The sequence below is a fragment of the Marinifilum sp. N1E240 genome, assembly GCF_009295825.1.
Lineage (GTDB): Bacteria > Bacteroidota > Bacteroidia > Bacteroidales > Marinifilaceae > Marinifilum_A > Marinifilum_A sediminis.
The window spans coordinates 189,238-204,440 of the sequence record NZ_WHKF01000002.1 but is presented as its reverse complement, the minus strand read 5'-3'; the positions used below and the strand labels follow the sequence as shown (position 1 = coordinate 204,440).

Below are 15,203 nucleotides of genomic sequence, written 5' to 3'. Positions count from 1 at the left end.
ATAATTAAACAGTAAATGAATTTATTTTATACACCAGATATTCAAGATCAATATTATCAGCTTGACGAAGTTGAATCGAAACATTGTGTTCGTGTTTTAAGATTAAATGTAGATGATATCATCCATTTAATTGATGGAAAAGGATCCTTGTTTAAAGCAAAAATTATCGATGCACATCCCAAAAGGTGCACAATAGAATGCATCGAAACGCAAACTGAATTTGGTAAACTTGACTACGATCTGCATATAGCTTTGGCTCCTACCAAAAACATTGATAGAACAGAATGGTTTCTGGAAAAGTGTACAGAAATAGGAATAAGCGAATTTACACCCTTGCTTTGTAAACATTCAGAGCGTAAAATTATAAAGCACGACAGGTTATTTAAGGTAATTACTTCGGCAGTTAAGCAATCTTTAAAAGCTTATCATCCAATCCTGAACGAGCTCACAAAATTTTCGGATTTGATAAAGTCAGATTTCAATGGTGATAAATTTATCGCTCATTGTTACGATGGTGATAAATCACACCTGAAAAAGCTCTGTAAACCAAAGTCCAAATGTCTTATCCTAATTGGACCGGAGGGAGATTTTAGTCCCGAAGAAGTTGAATTAGCCAAAGAAAATGGTTTTAAAGAAATTACATTGGGTGATAGTAGATTAAGAACGGAAACTGCTGGTGTTGTGGCATGTAATATAGTTAGCCTCTCAAACTATTAAAATGCAAATAGTAAAACGCATATCTCTACTTTTTCTTTTGTTGTTTAGCATTGAATCAATTGCTCAAAACACAACGGTAAGAATTGGTTTGTTAAAATATAACGGCGGTGGCGATTGGTATGCAAATCCAGGATCGCTACCCAATTTAATTCAATTCTGCAACTACAATAAAATTGCAAATATTCAAGCAGAACCTGCCACGGTTGAAGTAGGTAGTCCCGAATTGTTCTCCTTCCCTTTTGTGCATTTGACTGGACATGGTAACATAGTTCTGAACAATCAGGAAGTTATTAATTTAAGAAAATATTTGATGGCAGGTGGTTTTCTCCATGTTGATGATAATTATGGTTTAAATGCCTATTTCCGAAGAGAAATAAAAAAAGTTTTTCCCGATGAAAAATTAATTGAACTTCCCTACTCTCATCCAATTTATCATCAAGTTTATGATTTTCCAAACGGACTCCCAAAAATTCATGAACATGATGGTAAAGCTCCACAAGGTTTTGGTCTGTTTTACAAAGGAAGACTTGTATGTTTCTACACTTATGAAACTGATTTAGGTGATGGATGGGAAGACACTGCCGTTCACAATGATACCGAATTAAAGCATCGCAAAGCACTTGAAATGGGTGCAAATATCATTTCTTATAGTTTCAGTAATTAGAATTAATCTTAATTGACTTCATACTCTAACTAAGTTACTCATCCGCAAACTTATTGTTTGAATTTTCATTAACAAAATGATAACTTATAGTGATTTTACGTTCTTATCAATCACTAAAGATTATTGCTATGAAAACATCAAACTCATGTAGAGGAATAATAGGTATCTTAACCGGTGGCGGTGACGTACCTGGATTAAATCCTGCAATTCGCGCTGTAACCATTAGAGCTATTCGAGAAGGCTATAAAGTTATTGGCATCCGTAAAGGCTGGAGAGGACTTATAGATATCGTTCGGGATGAAAAAATAGACAATAGTGAAAATTTTGAAATTTTAACGGAAGAAATCGTTAATAAAATAGGACGAACGGGAGGTACATTTCTGCATACTTCAAGAGTAAACCCATCAAAAACTTCAAGAGAGAGAGTTCCATCTCACCTAAAAGACAAATACGATCAGGATGTAAATGACCTAACTGAAGAGGTGCTTTCCAATCTGGATTTTTTAAATATTGATTTCCTAATTCCTATTGGTGGTGATGATACTTTAAGCTATGGAGTTCGCTTATATCAAGAAGGATTTAAAGTAATAGCCATTCCTAAAACAATGGATAATGATGTTCCAGGAACGGATTATTGTATTGGATTTAGTACCTGCATTACCAGAACAATATCTTTAACCCACAGCTTGAGAACATCAGCAGGATCGCATGAAAGACTCTTGGTATTGGAAGTTTTTGGTCGCTATGCGGGTTTCACTGCAATTCTGCCTACTCTTGCAGGCGCTGCAAACCGTTGTGTAATTCCAGAATATGATTTTGACATTGAACGATTAACTGAATTGATGATTCAAGATCGATTCTCAAATCCAAGTCGTTATTCGGTTGTACTGATTTCTGAAGGTGCGGCATTTTCGGGTGAGCAAATGATTTTCCAGGACGATGTAATGGATGATTACGGACATAAAAAACTGGGAGGAATAGGCGATCGGGTTTCAGAGCAAATGAAATTACTATCACCTAAATTCAACAATTCAAAGCCAATTAATGTTATTAATCAAAAGCTAGGCTATATGGTCCGTTGTGGCGATCCCGATGCAATTGATTCCATAGTTCCTATGGCTTTCGGAAATTTGGCTCTTGATCTTATTATCAAAGGAATTCATGGCAGATTAATTACACTTCGAAATGGCAGATACGATAATGCTCCTATTGATATTGTTACTAGCTCTAAAAAATTGGTTGATGTTGATCGCTATTATAATGTAGACAGGCTACGTCCTAAATACAATAGCTTTGAATTACAACCTTTGTTCTTAATGACAGGTTTATAATTAAATAATATTTCTTACATTTGAGAAACCTTTCGAAAACGGAAGGTTTCTACTTTTAACAACCATTCCAAACCATTTTGAGATCTCTCTTTTATTTTTAAACCGCTAGATCAAACATTTATGTTAGAATTTAATTTTTTAGGCATTTCCGTTTTGGAATGGATAGGGTATTTAGCCTCAATACTAGTTTTGGTGTCGTTAACCATGACCTCAATAATAAAATTAAGATGGTACAACTTAGCTGGTGCTATATTATTCTCAGCATACGGATTCTTAATTGGAGCACTTCCTGTAGGGATTATGAACTTCCTAATTGTCTGTGCCAATTTGTACAATCTACGAAAAATGTACTCTCGTAAAGAAGATTTCAAAATTATGGAAATAAAAGAGAATGATGAATTGCTAATGCATTTTCTTGACTTCTATAAAAAGGATATTAATAGTTTTTTTCCTGCATTTAAAAAGCAACCAAACCAATTGGCTATGCTAGTTCTAAGAGATCTTTCCGTTGCTGGAATATTCATAGGAACTCAGGAAGAAAATGAATTACGAATTGAATTGGATTATGCTTTACCTCAGTACCGAGATTTTAAGGTCGGAAGTTATTTATATAAAAAATTAAATAATTTACTCAGTAAGCATGAAATAGATAGAGTCTACTGCGAATCGAATCAAAATCTTAAATACATGGAAAAGATGGGATTCGAAATCAGCGAAAAAAACAACAAAGCAATTATGCTTAAGACATTAAAAAAGCCCTTATAAAGGGCTTTTTTAATGTCTTAAACTATTTTCCGGTTTCATCAGAATCCCTTGATTCCTTATTTTTTGCTCTTCCCGCCTCTTTAAGGGCTTTATCAAGAATCCATTCGATCTGTCCATTGGTACTTCGAAATTCATCAACAGCCCACTTTTCTAACTTTTTATACATTTCTGGACTCAGTCGCAGAACAAATGATTTCTTTTTAGTCATATCCTTCAATTATTGATACAGACTTCCCGTATTCAGAACAGGAGTTGCATCCTTATCGGAACAAAGTACAACCATTAAGTTACTAACCATAGTTGCTTTTTTATCTTCGTCCAAATCTACTATATCTTTTTCTGCCAACTCTTCTAATGCCATATCAACCATACTCACCGCTCCCTCAACAATCTTAAATCTTGCCGCTACAACTGCCGTAGCCTGTTGTCTTCGAAGCATTGCTCCTGCAATTTCCGAGGCATACGCCAAGTAATTAATTCTTGCCTCCATTACCTCGATTCCTGCAATTGCCAAACGATCAGTTAATTCACTCTCTAACAGCTCACTTACATCATTCCCTCCTGAACGAAGTGTAATTTCAGCTTGCTCATCTTCAAAATTATCGTATGGATAAGAGCCTGCCATGTGTCGAATGGCTGCTTCGGATTGAATCGAAACAAAATGTTCGTAATCATTTACATCAAAAGCTGCCTTGTAGGTATCCTTAACTCTCCAAACCAATACAACTCCAATCATGATAGGATTACCAATTTTATCATTTACTTTAATAGGATCACTGTCGAGATTTCGAGCACGTAAAGATATCTTTCTTTTTACAAATAATGGATTTACCCAGAAAAACCCATTAGATAAAATTGTTCCCTTATAAGCTCCAAACAAAACCAAAACTGCCGATTGATTTGGGTTTACTACTGTAAAACCTGGAATACAGAATAAAAACAAAAGAAACGACAATATAAAAATTGGATGCTTTATATACATCATTCCTAAAATACCTCCCACTAATAATAGAAGAACTACAAATACCATTAAAAATCCGGATATTCCGGTAAAAGATTTTTCTTGTCTCATATCTTATCGTTTTAATATCATTTTGATATCAATTTACAATAATTATTTGAGTTCTTCAAAATTTTAAATGAAAAAAAATCGAGACAAATTGCCTCGATTCCTTCTTAATTCATTAATACTTCCCCTATATCCGGGATTTTAAGATTCACATTACATGTAGATTGGTGAAATGATTTTATTTTTTGAATCAATTCTCCAGATGGTTTCATTTTAAAACGATCCAACAGGTCAATTAATTCTATAGAATCAAAAACAGAAGTTCCTGAGATTTTTTCCATGAGAGATATCATTTCATCAGTTGATTGTAATATGTCATTTTGTAATAGAGTATAAATTTCATTCATAGGCACTTTTTTCCGTTTAATTTATACCTAAAACGCCCGATACTACTTTTTAGTATTTCAAAATAAAAAAAGCCGGAAATAAATTTCCGGCTAACTAATAAAAATCAAATAATCGACTACTGAAAAGTCAAACTCATATTCCGATCATCAATGCTTTTTCTCATATTAATAAGCGCATAACGCATGCGTCCTAATGCTGTATTAATACTAACATCGGTCTGATCGGCAATTTCTTTAAAACTTAAATCTTTATAATGTCGAAGAATCACAACTTCTCGCTGATCGGGAGGCAATTCTTCTACTAAATCTCTAATATCCTGGTGGATTTGATTTCGAATCAAATCATCTTCGCAATTCTCATCACAAAATTTGCTGGAATTAAAAATATCCAACTCATAATCATCTTTTGAGAATGTGTTATTTTGCTTTTCTTTTCTGAAATGATCTATGATCAAATTGTGCGCAATGCGTAATACCCAGGCAAGAAATTTTCCATTATCCTGATATTTGCCCAAACGCAACGATCGGATTACCTTTATAAAGGTATCCTGAAACAGATCTTCAGTAAGCATATGATTTTTAACAATCAGATAGATATAGGTGTATACTCTGTCCTTGTGTCTGGTGATTAGGACGTCAATACTATCATGATTACCATCAATATATTGCTTAACGAGATCATAATCGGTAGGATTATTTTTTCTCAAATTCACAGCTATTTACTTTGTTAAACAGTGTAAAGTTTTAATCGATAAGCAATATCTCCTTTATTTGTGGTTCATAATCGGGGTAACAATATGCAATAAACTAATTTTTCCTGAGATTTGAAAATCTTTAGAAGTTAAATAACTTTGGAGATTCAATTTTAGGACAATAATTCAACAATCGACTCTGCGAAAGAATTAAAAAATGACTGATAAGATAAGCGAAGAATACATTCATATAAAAGGTGCACGAGTGCACAATTTGAAAAACATTGATTTAAAGATTCCAAGGAATCAATTCATTGTTATTACTGGTTTATCGGGTTCTGGTAAATCATCCTTAGCATTCGACACACTTTATGCTGAAGGACAAAGAAGATATGTGGAGAGTTTATCTGCCTATGCAAGACAATTTTTGGGTAGAATTGACAAACCTGAAGTTGATTTTATTAAAGGAATTCCTCCTGCTATCGCTATTGAGCAAAAGGTAAACACGAGAAATCCACGTTCAACTGTTGGAACATCAACCGAAATTTATGACTATTTAAAGTTACTTTTTGCGCGAATTGGTAAAACCTATTCGCCAATTTCTAATGCTTTGGTAAAACGTCATTCCATTACCGATGTTGTAAATTTTATATTAAAGCAAAAGAAAGATCTCCCTGTTATGATATTGGCAGAAATGCAGAATTCTGATCGTAGCAAAAAAGAACAACTGGAAGTTTTATCAAAACAAGGATTCTCCAGAATTGAAATTAATGGTCAAATTCATAAAATTCATGACGCTTTAGAAGCTCCGGAAATTCTTCCCGATAACGAGCCAATTCATATTGTTATAGACAGAATCCGAGTTTCCGATGACGAGGACACTCAAAATAGAATAGCTGATTCTTTACAAACTGCATTTTACGAGGGTAATGGTGAATGCTTGATTTCATTTCGAGATGTAAGCTATAATTTTTCAAACCGTTTTGAAGCCGATGGAATTGTATTTGAAGATCCAAATGTACACACATTTAGCTTTAACAATCCGGTTGGAGCCTGTCCTAAATGCGAGGGTTTTGGTAAAGTAATTGGTATTGATGAAGATTTGGTGATTCCTAACAAAACAACGAGCATTTACGATGATGCTGTGGTTTGCTGGAAAGGCGAAAAAATGCAAGAATGGAAGAATAAATTGGTTTATGCTGCTGATAAATTCGATTTCCCAATTCATCGCCCCTATTTTGAATTAAGTGAGGAGCACAAGCTACTACTGTGGACAGGTAACAAACACTTTAAAGGCTTAAATGCTTTTTTCAAATATCTGGAATCTAAACAATACAAAATACAATACAGGGTGATGCTTTCCAGATATAGAGGAAAAACAACTTGCCCTGATTGTAGAGGAACAAGATTAAAAAAAGAAGCAGGATACGTTAAAATTCAAGATAAAAACATTCAGGATTTGGTTTTAATGCCAATTAGTGAATTGAATGATTTCTTTAACCATCTTAAATTGACCGAAACTGAAGCTCAAATAGCAAAGCGCTTACTTACTGATATTAATAACAGATTACAATTCTTATCTGATGTTGGATTAGGTTATCTAACCTTGAATAGACTCTCAAGTAGTTTGTCTGGTGGAGAATCGCAACGAATAAATTTGGCAACTTCGCTCGGAAGTAGTTTGGTTGGCTCTTTGTACATTTTAGATGAACCAAGTATTGGTTTACACTCGAGAGATACCGATCTATTAATAAAAGTACTTAAACAGCTTCGTGATTTAGGAAATACTGTAATCGTGGTTGAGCATGACGAAGACATTATACTTGCAGCAGATCATGTAATCGATATTGGTCCTTACGCTGGTAGATTAGGTGGTGAAGTTGTTTTTGAAGGAAATTTGAACGAACTAAAAGAGTCCAATGAGAGCTTAACCTCACAATATATTTCTCAGGAAAGATCGATTCCTGTTCCCGAAAAAAGAAAGAAATGGAACAATTACATTGAAATTATTGGTGCTCGTGAAAATAACCTTAAAGGATTGAATATTAAATTTCCTCTGAATGTGATGAGCGTGATAACAGGTGTGAGTGGTTCCGGTAAATCCTCATTGGTAAAAACAATTCTTTACCCCGCACTAAAGAAACATTACGGCGGTTATTCCGATAAAAGTGGTCATTTCGATGCATTAAAGGGAGATTTGCAACTTGTAAAAAACATTGAATTTGTCGATCAAAATCCAATTGGTAAATCTTCAAGATCGAATCCGGTAACCTATCTTAAAGCTTACGACGAAATTAGAAAACTATACGCTGACCAAAAAGCAGCTCAATACAGCGGTTTTAAAGCTTCGCACTTTTCTTTTAATATCGATGGAGGAAGATGTGATGAATGTCAGGGAGAAGGTATTATTAAGGTCGAGATGCAGTTTATGGCTGACATTTACTTGCAATGCGAAAGCTGCAAAGGCAAGAGATTTAAAGATGATATATTGAACATTCGTTTTCAAGAAAAGAACATTCATGATGTTTTGGAAATGACTGTTAACGAAGCAACAGAATTTTTCAGTTTATCTAAAGGGAAAACTGAAAAGAAAATTGTTCAACGCCTTCAACCGCTTGTAGATGTTGGATTGGGATATGTAAAATTAGGTCAATCTTCGAGTACACTAAGTGGTGGAGAGAGTCAACGTGTGAAACTTGCTTCCTTTTTGGCAAAAGAAAAAGCCGAACCATGTTTGTTTATTTTCGATGAACCTACAACAGGATTGCATTTTCATGATATCCACAAATTAATGGACGCTTTTAATGCATTAATCGCAAGAGGTCATACGCTTATTATTATTGAACACAATATGGAAATAATAAAAAGTGCCGATTGGCTTATTGATTTAGGTCCTGAAGGAGGAAACAAAGGAGGTGAAATTGTTTTTGAAGGTACACCAGAAGAAACAATACTTTGCAATGATTCGTTTACAGGCAAATACTTAAAGGAAAAATTATAAGTAGAAAAGGTTCCCAAATTGGGAACCTTTTTTTTACATTTCTAATCCAAAAAGCATAGCCACACAGCCATTTATGCTTCTATCAAATTCTTTATCCTTCTCTTTTATAAATTTTAATGATATGATTAGTGTTGCCGATTTATCCAATTCAAAATCATAATATCCTACAAATCCCTCTTCCTTATTATCGAAAATAACTTCCAAATCAGAATTCATTATTTTAAAATGTACAGGCGGTAAATGATCTTCCGGACAAACTACCATTCTATATTTTTGTCCGCTAAAAAAAGCTTTATGAAGCTCTACTTCCTCTCCCAGATTAAGAACTACACCATTGTAATTTCCATCATGAATAAAGCTCCCCAACTGCGGTTTACATTCAGTTTTTGCAAACCCTTTGCATTGTGAAAACCCGAAATTAACATTAAAAAGTACGGCTAGAATAAAAAGTATAAATTTAAATCTCATAAATTGTACATTAGAATAATTTGACAATGCAATTGATCAATTAACCATATAGTTTCGTATATCTTTAATTTTTAAACATATTTGTTCAAAACCAATTAAATCGTAACGCTCATAAAAATCTAAATTTTCATTATCTGACTTAATCGTTTTTGTAAACAACCTTTCAAGCTCCAAGATATCTTTATAAATTGGCTCAACAACAGCATCGGTCTGATTCTCACTCAATACATTTTTGATACTCTCAAGTGACAACTTCTGTTCTAAAACTCTCTTTATTAAAATCTGATGCTTAACTTCATCCGTTTTAACACTTTGTGTTGCCAAATAAAGACTCTCTATCCATCCCGAAATCATCATTAAAGAAGCCAAAGTGTATCTATCCTGCTCTCTTAACTGTTCACTTGATTCCATGTAAATTTCAGAAATGATATCTACAATTAATTCTTTATTGGTCAAGTTCTCTTCAAGTAGCTTAATTTTTGCCGGCTCTACAGTTCTTAATACTCCTAAAGATTCTGCTAAATTTGTTGCAATATTTATATACTCCATCGAAATTTGATATTGCTCATTTAAACCTGCATAACTCAAGTCTGCGCAATAGATTCCCAAAGCGATAGATCTGGATGCACTGGTAGAGTAACTTGGTAAATTATCTGTACTGTTGAGTAGGTCTTCTCTAAAATGTATTCCTGTTTTTTTAATCAATAAAGACGTCTCAATTGGACTTGGAAGTACAAAGAAAATTTTCTTCATTTTCTCCGTATTCTCTTTCATCAATTGCATCTCAATATTCTCCGAAGTTAGTTTACTATCACCTTTTTTTGATGAAATCCAATTGCATGCTCCTAAAAATCCCCAAATAAAAAATATCAATAAAATCTTTCTCATAGAAACGTAAATAGCTTAATAAATATCAATGGAAATTAAATTACGATTTTTTATCAATAAAAACTCAATTATAAGCAGTTTTAAGTCAATAAATATTGCATTAAAATAATGATTCATTTTAAATAAACTTAAACCTGTTAAATTTCATTGAATGCATTAGTAATAGTATATTTTATTAATTTTGCATTGATAATAAATGAGTGAATTATGAGCGAGATAAACAAAAAAGAACTTCATAGCAAAATAATATCCGGACTTCAATCAAGCGATGCGAAAGTTGTAAGCGATTCAATCAATCAACTTCGTGAAGAAGGTCAATTACAAGATATTGTCATCTTATTTGATTTGCTGTTAAAGCAACCAAGCGAAGAAATTAAAGATACTATCTTAAAATTTCTGGCTGATGTTAAAGATAAAAAAGCAGATGAGATATTTGTTAAGGCAATAACAGAAGAAAAATATTCGAGTATTAGAAAAGAGATTACGGGTATTTGCTGGCAATCGAGTATTGATTTTACTCCTTACGTGTCTGTTTTTGTAGATATTTTAATCCAATCGAATTTTGAAACAGCTTTTGAGGCATTCACCGTAATTGAAAACTTCACCAGCAAAATTAATGAAAATGAAAAAATACTTCAACAAGATAAATTAAAAGATGCCATTCCAGTGGCAGCAGAAGAAGTGAAAGGTATGATTCATGAATGTATCCACATTCTGGATCAATTTTAAAAACAAAAAGGCTGAATCAAATGATTCAGCCTTTTTGTTTTTATATCATTACATCTTTTTCGTTATTCGAAAAGTATTTCATGAATTGCGCTCTTTCATATAAAGCTGAATCAGGAATATTTCCATAACTCAACTTACCTCTAAATTCATCAACTGATTTGAATTCCTTTTTATTCATCCAAGCTGTAATCTCCTCAAGAAGTTTTGTTACCTGATCGAAACCATGCTCATAAACCGTAGAACAAATTTGAATAGTTTTAGCACCAGCTAACAACTGCTTAATTGCAGCTTCACCACTATGAATACCCGTTGATGCAGAAATATCGATTCCTTTAATTTTATCAGATAACATACCAACCCAACGTAAAGATCTTCGAATATCACCAGCAGTACTTAATACCTCTGCACTTGTGATTTTCATTTCATTAATATCGATATCAGGTTCGTAAAATCTATTAAACAACACCAAAGAATCGGCTCCATCAGCATTCAAACGGTTTGCCAATGAGAACAAATTGGTAAAATAAATACCCAATTTCATCGATATCGGAATATTTACCTCTTTTTTAACTGCATTAAAAATATCGTAATACAACTGCTCATAATCAGTTGAACTCATATTTCTATCGTTCGGTACAATAAAAGCATTCAGTTCAATTGCATCTGCACCAGCCTTTTCAATTTCCTTTGCAAATTGTGTCCAATCAGATGAAGAAACACAGTTGATACTAGCAATTACAGGAATCGAAACAGCTTCTTTAGCCTCTTTAATCAAAGCCAAATAATTTGAAACCGAATTGCCCTTAATGTAATTTTGAATGTAATCTTCGGCTTCAGGATAACCTACATTTGCAGGATCTTTTCCTATAAGGTGGCGAGCTTCGTTTGTAATTTGTTCTTCGAACAAAGATTTAAGAACAACTGCTCCTGCTCCCTTTTCTTCAATAATTTTGATTTTTCTTACCGAATTAGTAAGACCTGAACTACTGACAATTATAGGATTCTTTAATTGCAATCCCATATAAGTGGTTTCAAGATTTATCATAGTATTTTGATTTTTTTGTATTTCAAACGTTGACGAACAAATATAATGATTTAAAATAGAAATTCGATCCGAACAAAAAAGTTTAGATTATACAGTGTAATTTCGAGCTCCAAAAATGGTACTTCCAACTCTTACCATAGTACTCCCCTCTTCAATGGCAAGTCGGTAATCTCCTGACATACCCATCGAAATCTCCTTAAACTCATTAATATCTTGAAAATGTTTCGTCTTAAGTTGATCAAATATGAATTTAAGGTTTTGAAATTCCTTTTTTATTTGATCTTCATTATCCGTAAATGTAGCCATCCCCATAACTCCAGTTATTCGAATATTCTCGAATCCTTTAAAAGTTTCTGAATTTATTACTTCCTCTGCTTCGGGTAATGAAAATCCGAATTTTGTTTGTTCATCAGCAATATGAAACTGAAATAAACAATCGATAATTCTATTGTTTTTTTGCGCTTGTTTATTTATTTCTTTTAAAAGCTTTATACTATCAACAGCGTGAATTAGACTTACAAAAGAAGCAATGTATTTCACCTTATTACTTTGCAAATGACCAATCATATGCCATTCAATATCCTTAGGTAATTCATTATATTTTCTGGTAAGCTCTTGAGGTTTATTTTCTCCAAATATTCTGTATCCACCCTCATATGCTTCCATGATATCTTCATTTGGTTTAGTCTTTGAAACCGCCACCAATTTTACATTTTGAGGAATCGAATTTACTATCTCCTTTATTTTTTGAGGTATGCTCATACCAATATTATTTTTTGAAATTTAAAACCCAAAATTACTATTTTACTTTCGACAAATATTAAAAAAGAAAATTAATTATCATCCGACAATATAAATCCAACACCATGTACATTCTCAATTTTAACTTGAGGATCGGGCTTAAGGTGTTTGCGGAGTTTAGTAATGAACACATCTAAACTTCGTCCCATAAAATAATCATTTTCGCCCCAAACTTTAACCAAAATATCCTCTCTTCGTAGTACATTATTTTTGCTTTGCAATAACAAATACAGCACTTCTCCCTCTTTTTGAGTGATACGTGATTCTTTACTATCAATAGTTAAAGTAAGATTGATATGATTGTAATCGAATTTTCCCAACTTAAATTGCATTTCGGACGGTTCCGCCTGAGCTCCCGAACGTTTTAATACTGCATTAATCCTTCTCACCAATTCTTCCTCATCAAAAGGTTTGGTAATGTAATCATCACCTCCTAAATCAAACCCTTTTAGCTTGTCTTCCTTTAAGGATTTTGCTGTAAGGAAAATAATTGGAACATCTTCATTTAGTTTTCGAATCTTTCTTCCCAAAGAAAAACCATCGAGTTTAGGAAGCATAACATCCAAGAGACACAAATTAAACTCAGATTTTGCGAATTCATCAAACCCTTCTTCTCCATCTCTGGCAAGAGTTACAGTGAATCCTTCCATCTCTAAAAAATCATGTAATATTTGTCCAAGATTAGGGTCATCCTCGACTAGTAGTATATTTCTAAATAAATTTTTACTCATACTTAAATTTACGCTTGAGGTAGAATTACTGTAAATGTACTTCCAAAATTTCGTTTACTCCAAACATTTATTGAACCTTTATGTGCATCAATTATCATCCGAGAATACGATAATCCTATACCAAAACCTTTTACATCGTGACGATCACCAGTTGGAGCACGATAATATCTTTCAAATATTTGTTTCTGTTCTTCCTTGGTCATTCCAATTCCTTTATCGGATACGAAAACTCGGAAATCTCCATTTACATTTTTAGTTTCTATTGTGATTTCAGGCTTTTCTGTAGAATATTTCATTGCATTATCCAATAAATTGAACATTACGTTCTGAATTAATTCCTGATCTCCTTTAATTAAATCATTCTTGGCATTTTTGTTAAAAATCATAGTCCCTTCACGTTCCGAAATGCGAACCGAAAGCGCTTCTGAACACTCCTCCAAAATAGAATGGGCATGAAAAGAGTTCGAATTCATCTGTAATTCTCCTCGCTCAATACAAGAAAGCTTAAGTAACTGATCGATCTGTTTTTTTAATCTGTTATTCTCAGTAGAGATCATATTGGAATAATGAACAACCTGATTACTATCGGAATAAATTTTCTCACGCCCCAACATTTTTCCTGCCAAGGCAATAGTTGCCATGGGTGTTTTAAATTCGTGAGCTATATTATTAATTAAGTCTGTAGTGCGCCCCAGTATTTTCTTATCCTTTATTAAGGAGAAAACTGTAATACTAAAAAAAGCAAACAAAATTAAAATCAATATCATTGATAAAATAAACATACTGCCCATGCTATCCATCAAACTTTGTTCACGCTTTTGAAAATACACATTAAGAACAGCTTTATCATGACTCAATGCTTTTCTTAAACTATAATAAAAACACTTGCTTCTTGGTTGTTCATCTGCAGTTGTTAAAACCTCAATATTATATGGCGATTGAATTTGATAATTTTGAAATTGTTCCTTAATAATAGAATCCAATCTATCCACTTCAGATTCAAGCAAAGCACTGTCGTTAGCATCAAACTTTGATTTATTCATGTAGGCTCTCATGGCTTCACAACTTTGACGATCTTTCGTGAATTCGTCAACCGACTCGTGCAATGCCATACCTACTCTATGATTAAACTGTTCTTCATTTAAGCTTCTGGCTCTACTAATCCATCTAATTTGAATTAAAAGCAATAAAATGAGAACAATAACTGATACTCCAATGAATATCTGTATTCTATAAGTACTTATTTTGTCAATTATATTTCTAAATGAACCAATCATGTATTATCGTCTGAATGTCTATGTTTTATGGTATTTTTAACAATTCAAAGTTAGCTTATTTTTTAAAAGTTAATTATGCTTTAACAATTCATTAACAAGAGATAAAAAGATCTTTTACGTTCTTTACTAAACAATTCAATAAAAAACTAAACGGATTAATTAACATTTAAAAATTATAACAATGAAAAAATTATTATTTAGCCTTGTATTTGTTTTTGCGATTAGTGCAGTGAGTATTGCTATTCAACCTGTTACCATTACTACTGATAACGATATTGTTTTAACTCAGGATAACGACCAGGATCAAGAACAAAAGAAAGATAAAAAAGTTAAAAAAGAAGCGAAAGCAGAAAAAAAAGCCTGCTGTAAAAAAGCAAAAAAAGATTGCTCGAAAAAGGAGTGTTCGAAAACTGCTAAAGCAAAAAAATGTGGTTCTGAGTGCAAAAAAGAAGCTTGTACTAAAGAAGCAAGTGCAAAGAAAAAATGCGACGCAAACTGTCAGAAAGAATGTTGCAAGAAATCATAAGGATAACAAAATAACTTACAAAACCCTTCGAATTTATATAGAAGGGTTTTTTTGTGCACTTTTGGTACAATTTATGTACACTCCATATCGTTTAATAAGTAAATAATACACCAATGAAAAAATCGTTTCTATTCATATTCAGCCTATTATTT

Annotated in this window: 17 protein-coding genes; 7 read left to right on the top strand and 10 right to left on the bottom strand. The window is 32.9% G+C overall.

The genetic code is table 11. The features are described from left to right. Positions 1-15: 15 nt before the first annotated feature. The 4 genes from GCQ56_RS05910 to GCQ56_RS05895 all read left to right on the top strand — a co-directional run bounded on the left by GCQ56_RS05910 (position 16) and on the right by GCQ56_RS05895 (position 3,477). On the top strand, positions 16-717 hold the full coding sequence (locus GCQ56_RS05910) for a 16S rRNA (uracil(1498)-N(3))-methyltransferase (RefSeq protein WP_152733493.1): 702 nt from the start codon (positions 16-18) through the stop codon (positions 715-717). Position 718: 1 nt separating this feature from the next. Continuing rightward, positions 719-1,381: a DUF4159 domain-containing protein gene (locus GCQ56_RS05905; RefSeq protein WP_152733492.1), complete on the top strand. Its 663-nt coding sequence runs from the start codon at positions 719-721 to the stop codon at positions 1,379-1,381. A gap of 128 nt (positions 1,382-1,509) precedes the next feature. Then, positions 1,510-2,712, top strand: a complete 1,203-nt coding sequence (locus GCQ56_RS05900; RefSeq protein ID WP_152733491.1) for a 6-phosphofructokinase — start codon at positions 1,510-1,512, stop codon at positions 2,710-2,712. 120 nt (positions 2,713-2,832) lie between these two features. Then, positions 2,833-3,477: a YgjV family protein gene (locus tag GCQ56_RS05895; protein ID WP_152733490.1), complete on the top strand. Its 645-nt coding sequence runs from the start codon at positions 2,833-2,835 to the stop codon at positions 3,475-3,477. 22 nt (positions 3,478-3,499) lie between these two features. On the opposite strand, the gene GCQ56_RS05890 is transcribed toward GCQ56_RS05895, so the two are convergent. The 4 genes from GCQ56_RS05890 to GCQ56_RS05880 all read right to left on the bottom strand — a co-directional run bounded on the left by GCQ56_RS05890 (position 3,500) and on the right by GCQ56_RS05880 (position 5,606). Next, positions 3,500-3,685, bottom strand: coding sequence for an Arc family DNA-binding protein (locus tag GCQ56_RS05890; RefSeq protein ID WP_152733489.1), 186 nt, complete (start codon positions 3,683-3,685; stop codon positions 3,500-3,502). A 9-nt stretch (positions 3,686-3,694) separates the two neighbouring features. Then, positions 3,695-4,549 carry an SPFH domain-containing protein gene (locus tag GCQ56_RS05885; protein ID WP_152733488.1) on the bottom strand — a complete coding sequence of 285 codons (855 nt, stop codon included), beginning with the start codon at positions 4,547-4,549 and terminating at the stop codon, positions 3,695-3,697. 104 nt (positions 4,550-4,653) lie between these two features. Beyond that, positions 4,654-4,827 (bottom strand): hypothetical protein, encoded by a 174-nt coding sequence (locus GCQ56_RS20250; protein ID WP_193323722.1) that lies wholly within the window; start codon positions 4,825-4,827, stop codon positions 4,654-4,656. Between the two features lie 182 nt (positions 4,828-5,009). Then, positions 5,010-5,606 (bottom strand): RNA polymerase sigma factor, encoded by a 597-nt coding sequence (locus GCQ56_RS05880; RefSeq protein WP_299993386.1) that lies wholly within the window; start codon positions 5,604-5,606, stop codon positions 5,010-5,012. Positions 5,607-5,802: 196 nt separating this feature from the next. Here GCQ56_RS05880 and uvrA point away from each other — a divergent pair, with 196 nt between their 5' ends. Beyond that, positions 5,803-8,586: an excinuclease ABC subunit UvrA gene (gene uvrA, locus GCQ56_RS05875; RefSeq protein ID WP_152733487.1), complete on the top strand. Its 2,784-nt coding sequence runs from the start codon at positions 5,803-5,805 to the stop codon at positions 8,584-8,586. A 33-nt stretch (positions 8,587-8,619) separates the two neighbouring features. On the opposite strand, the gene GCQ56_RS05870 is transcribed toward uvrA, so the two are convergent. Then, entirely contained in the window at positions 8,620-9,054 is a 435-nt protein-coding gene (locus tag GCQ56_RS05870; RefSeq protein WP_152733486.1) for a hypothetical protein, read from the bottom strand. A gap of 36 nt (positions 9,055-9,090) precedes the next feature. Beyond that, a complete protein-coding gene (locus tag GCQ56_RS05865) occupies positions 9,091-9,942 on the bottom strand; it encodes a hypothetical protein (protein ID WP_152733485.1) in 852 nt (283 codons plus the stop codon). 207 nt (positions 9,943-10,149) lie between these two features. On the opposite strand from GCQ56_RS05865, the gene GCQ56_RS05860 reads away from it, so the two are divergent. Beyond that, positions 10,150-10,671 carry a hypothetical protein gene (locus GCQ56_RS05860; RefSeq protein ID WP_152733484.1) on the top strand — a complete coding sequence of 174 codons (522 nt, stop codon included), beginning with the start codon at positions 10,150-10,152 and terminating at the stop codon, positions 10,669-10,671. 40 nt (positions 10,672-10,711) lie between these two features. Here the strand turns inward: GCQ56_RS05860 and GCQ56_RS05855 are convergent, their stop codons facing one another. The 4 genes from GCQ56_RS05855 to GCQ56_RS05840 form a co-directional block, all read right to left on the bottom strand. Next, positions 10,712-11,716: a dihydroorotate dehydrogenase-like protein gene (locus GCQ56_RS05855; RefSeq protein ID WP_152733483.1), complete on the bottom strand. Its 1,005-nt coding sequence runs from the start codon at positions 11,714-11,716 to the stop codon at positions 10,712-10,714. A gap of 87 nt (positions 11,717-11,803) precedes the next feature. Continuing rightward, positions 11,804-12,478: a YggS family pyridoxal phosphate-dependent enzyme gene (locus GCQ56_RS05850; RefSeq protein WP_152733482.1), complete on the bottom strand. Its 675-nt coding sequence runs from the start codon at positions 12,476-12,478 to the stop codon at positions 11,804-11,806. A gap of 71 nt (positions 12,479-12,549) precedes the next feature. Further along, positions 12,550-13,248 carry a response regulator transcription factor gene (locus GCQ56_RS05845; protein ID WP_152733481.1) on the bottom strand — a complete coding sequence of 233 codons (699 nt, stop codon included), beginning with the start codon at positions 13,246-13,248 and terminating at the stop codon, positions 12,550-12,552. Positions 13,249-13,256: 8 nt separating this feature from the next. Then, positions 13,257-14,525, bottom strand: coding sequence for a sensor histidine kinase KdpD (locus GCQ56_RS05840; RefSeq protein ID WP_152733480.1), 1,269 nt, complete (start codon positions 14,523-14,525; stop codon positions 13,257-13,259). Between the two features lie 181 nt (positions 14,526-14,706). Here GCQ56_RS05840 and GCQ56_RS05835 point away from each other — a divergent pair, with 181 nt between their 5' ends. After that, positions 14,707-15,051, top strand: a complete 345-nt coding sequence (locus GCQ56_RS05835; RefSeq protein ID WP_152733479.1) for a hypothetical protein — start codon at positions 14,707-14,709, stop codon at positions 15,049-15,051. Positions 15,052-15,203 lie beyond the last annotated feature (152 nt).

Bases quoted from the DNA above. Each gene is read 5' to 3' on its own strand.
- GCQ56_RS05910 (WP_152733493.1), top strand. From the start codon at position 16: ATGAATTTATTTTATACACCAGATATTCAAGATCAATATTATCAGCTT.
- GCQ56_RS05905 (WP_152733492.1), top strand. From the start codon at position 719: ATGCAAATAGTAAAACGCATATCTCTACTTTTTCTTTTGTTGTTTAGC.
- GCQ56_RS05900 (WP_152733491.1), top strand. From the start codon at position 1,510: ATGAAAACATCAAACTCATGTAGAGGAATAATAGGTATCTTAACCGGT.
- GCQ56_RS05895 (WP_152733490.1), top strand. From the start codon at position 2,833: ATGTTAGAATTTAATTTTTTAGGCATTTCCGTTTTGGAATGGATAGGG.
- GCQ56_RS05890 (WP_152733489.1), bottom strand. From the start codon at position 3,685: ATGACTAAAAAGAAATCATTTGTTCTGCGACTGAGTCCAGAAATGTAT.
- GCQ56_RS05885 (WP_152733488.1), bottom strand. From the start codon at position 4,549: ATGAGACAAGAAAAATCTTTTACCGGAATATCCGGATTTTTAATGGTA.
- GCQ56_RS20250 (WP_193323722.1), bottom strand. From the start codon at position 4,827: ATGGAAAAAATCTCAGGAACTTCTGTTTTTGATTCTATAGAATTAATT.
- uvrA (WP_152733487.1), top strand. From the start codon at position 5,803: ATGACTGATAAGATAAGCGAAGAATACATTCATATAAAAGGTGCACGA.
- GCQ56_RS05870 (WP_152733486.1), bottom strand. From the start codon at position 9,054: ATGAGATTTAAATTTATACTTTTTATTCTAGCCGTACTTTTTAATGTT.
- GCQ56_RS05865 (WP_152733485.1), bottom strand. From the start codon at position 9,942: ATGAGAAAGATTTTATTGATATTTTTTATTTGGGGATTTTTAGGAGCA.
- GCQ56_RS05860 (WP_152733484.1), top strand. From the start codon at position 10,150: ATGAGCGAGATAAACAAAAAAGAACTTCATAGCAAAATAATATCCGGA.
- GCQ56_RS05855 (WP_152733483.1), bottom strand. From the start codon at position 11,716: ATGATAAATCTTGAAACCACTTATATGGGATTGCAATTAAAGAATCCT.
- GCQ56_RS05850 (WP_152733482.1), bottom strand. From the start codon at position 12,478: ATGAGCATACCTCAAAAAATAAAGGAGATAGTAAATTCGATTCCTCAA.
- GCQ56_RS05845 (WP_152733481.1), bottom strand. From the start codon at position 13,248: ATGAGTAAAAATTTATTTAGAAATATACTACTAGTCGAGGATGACCCT.
- GCQ56_RS05840 (WP_152733480.1), bottom strand. From the start codon at position 14,525: ATGATTGGTTCATTTAGAAATATAATTGACAAAATAAGTACTTATAGA.
- GCQ56_RS05835 (WP_152733479.1), top strand. From the start codon at position 14,707: ATGAAAAAATTATTATTTAGCCTTGTATTTGTTTTTGCGATTAGTGCA.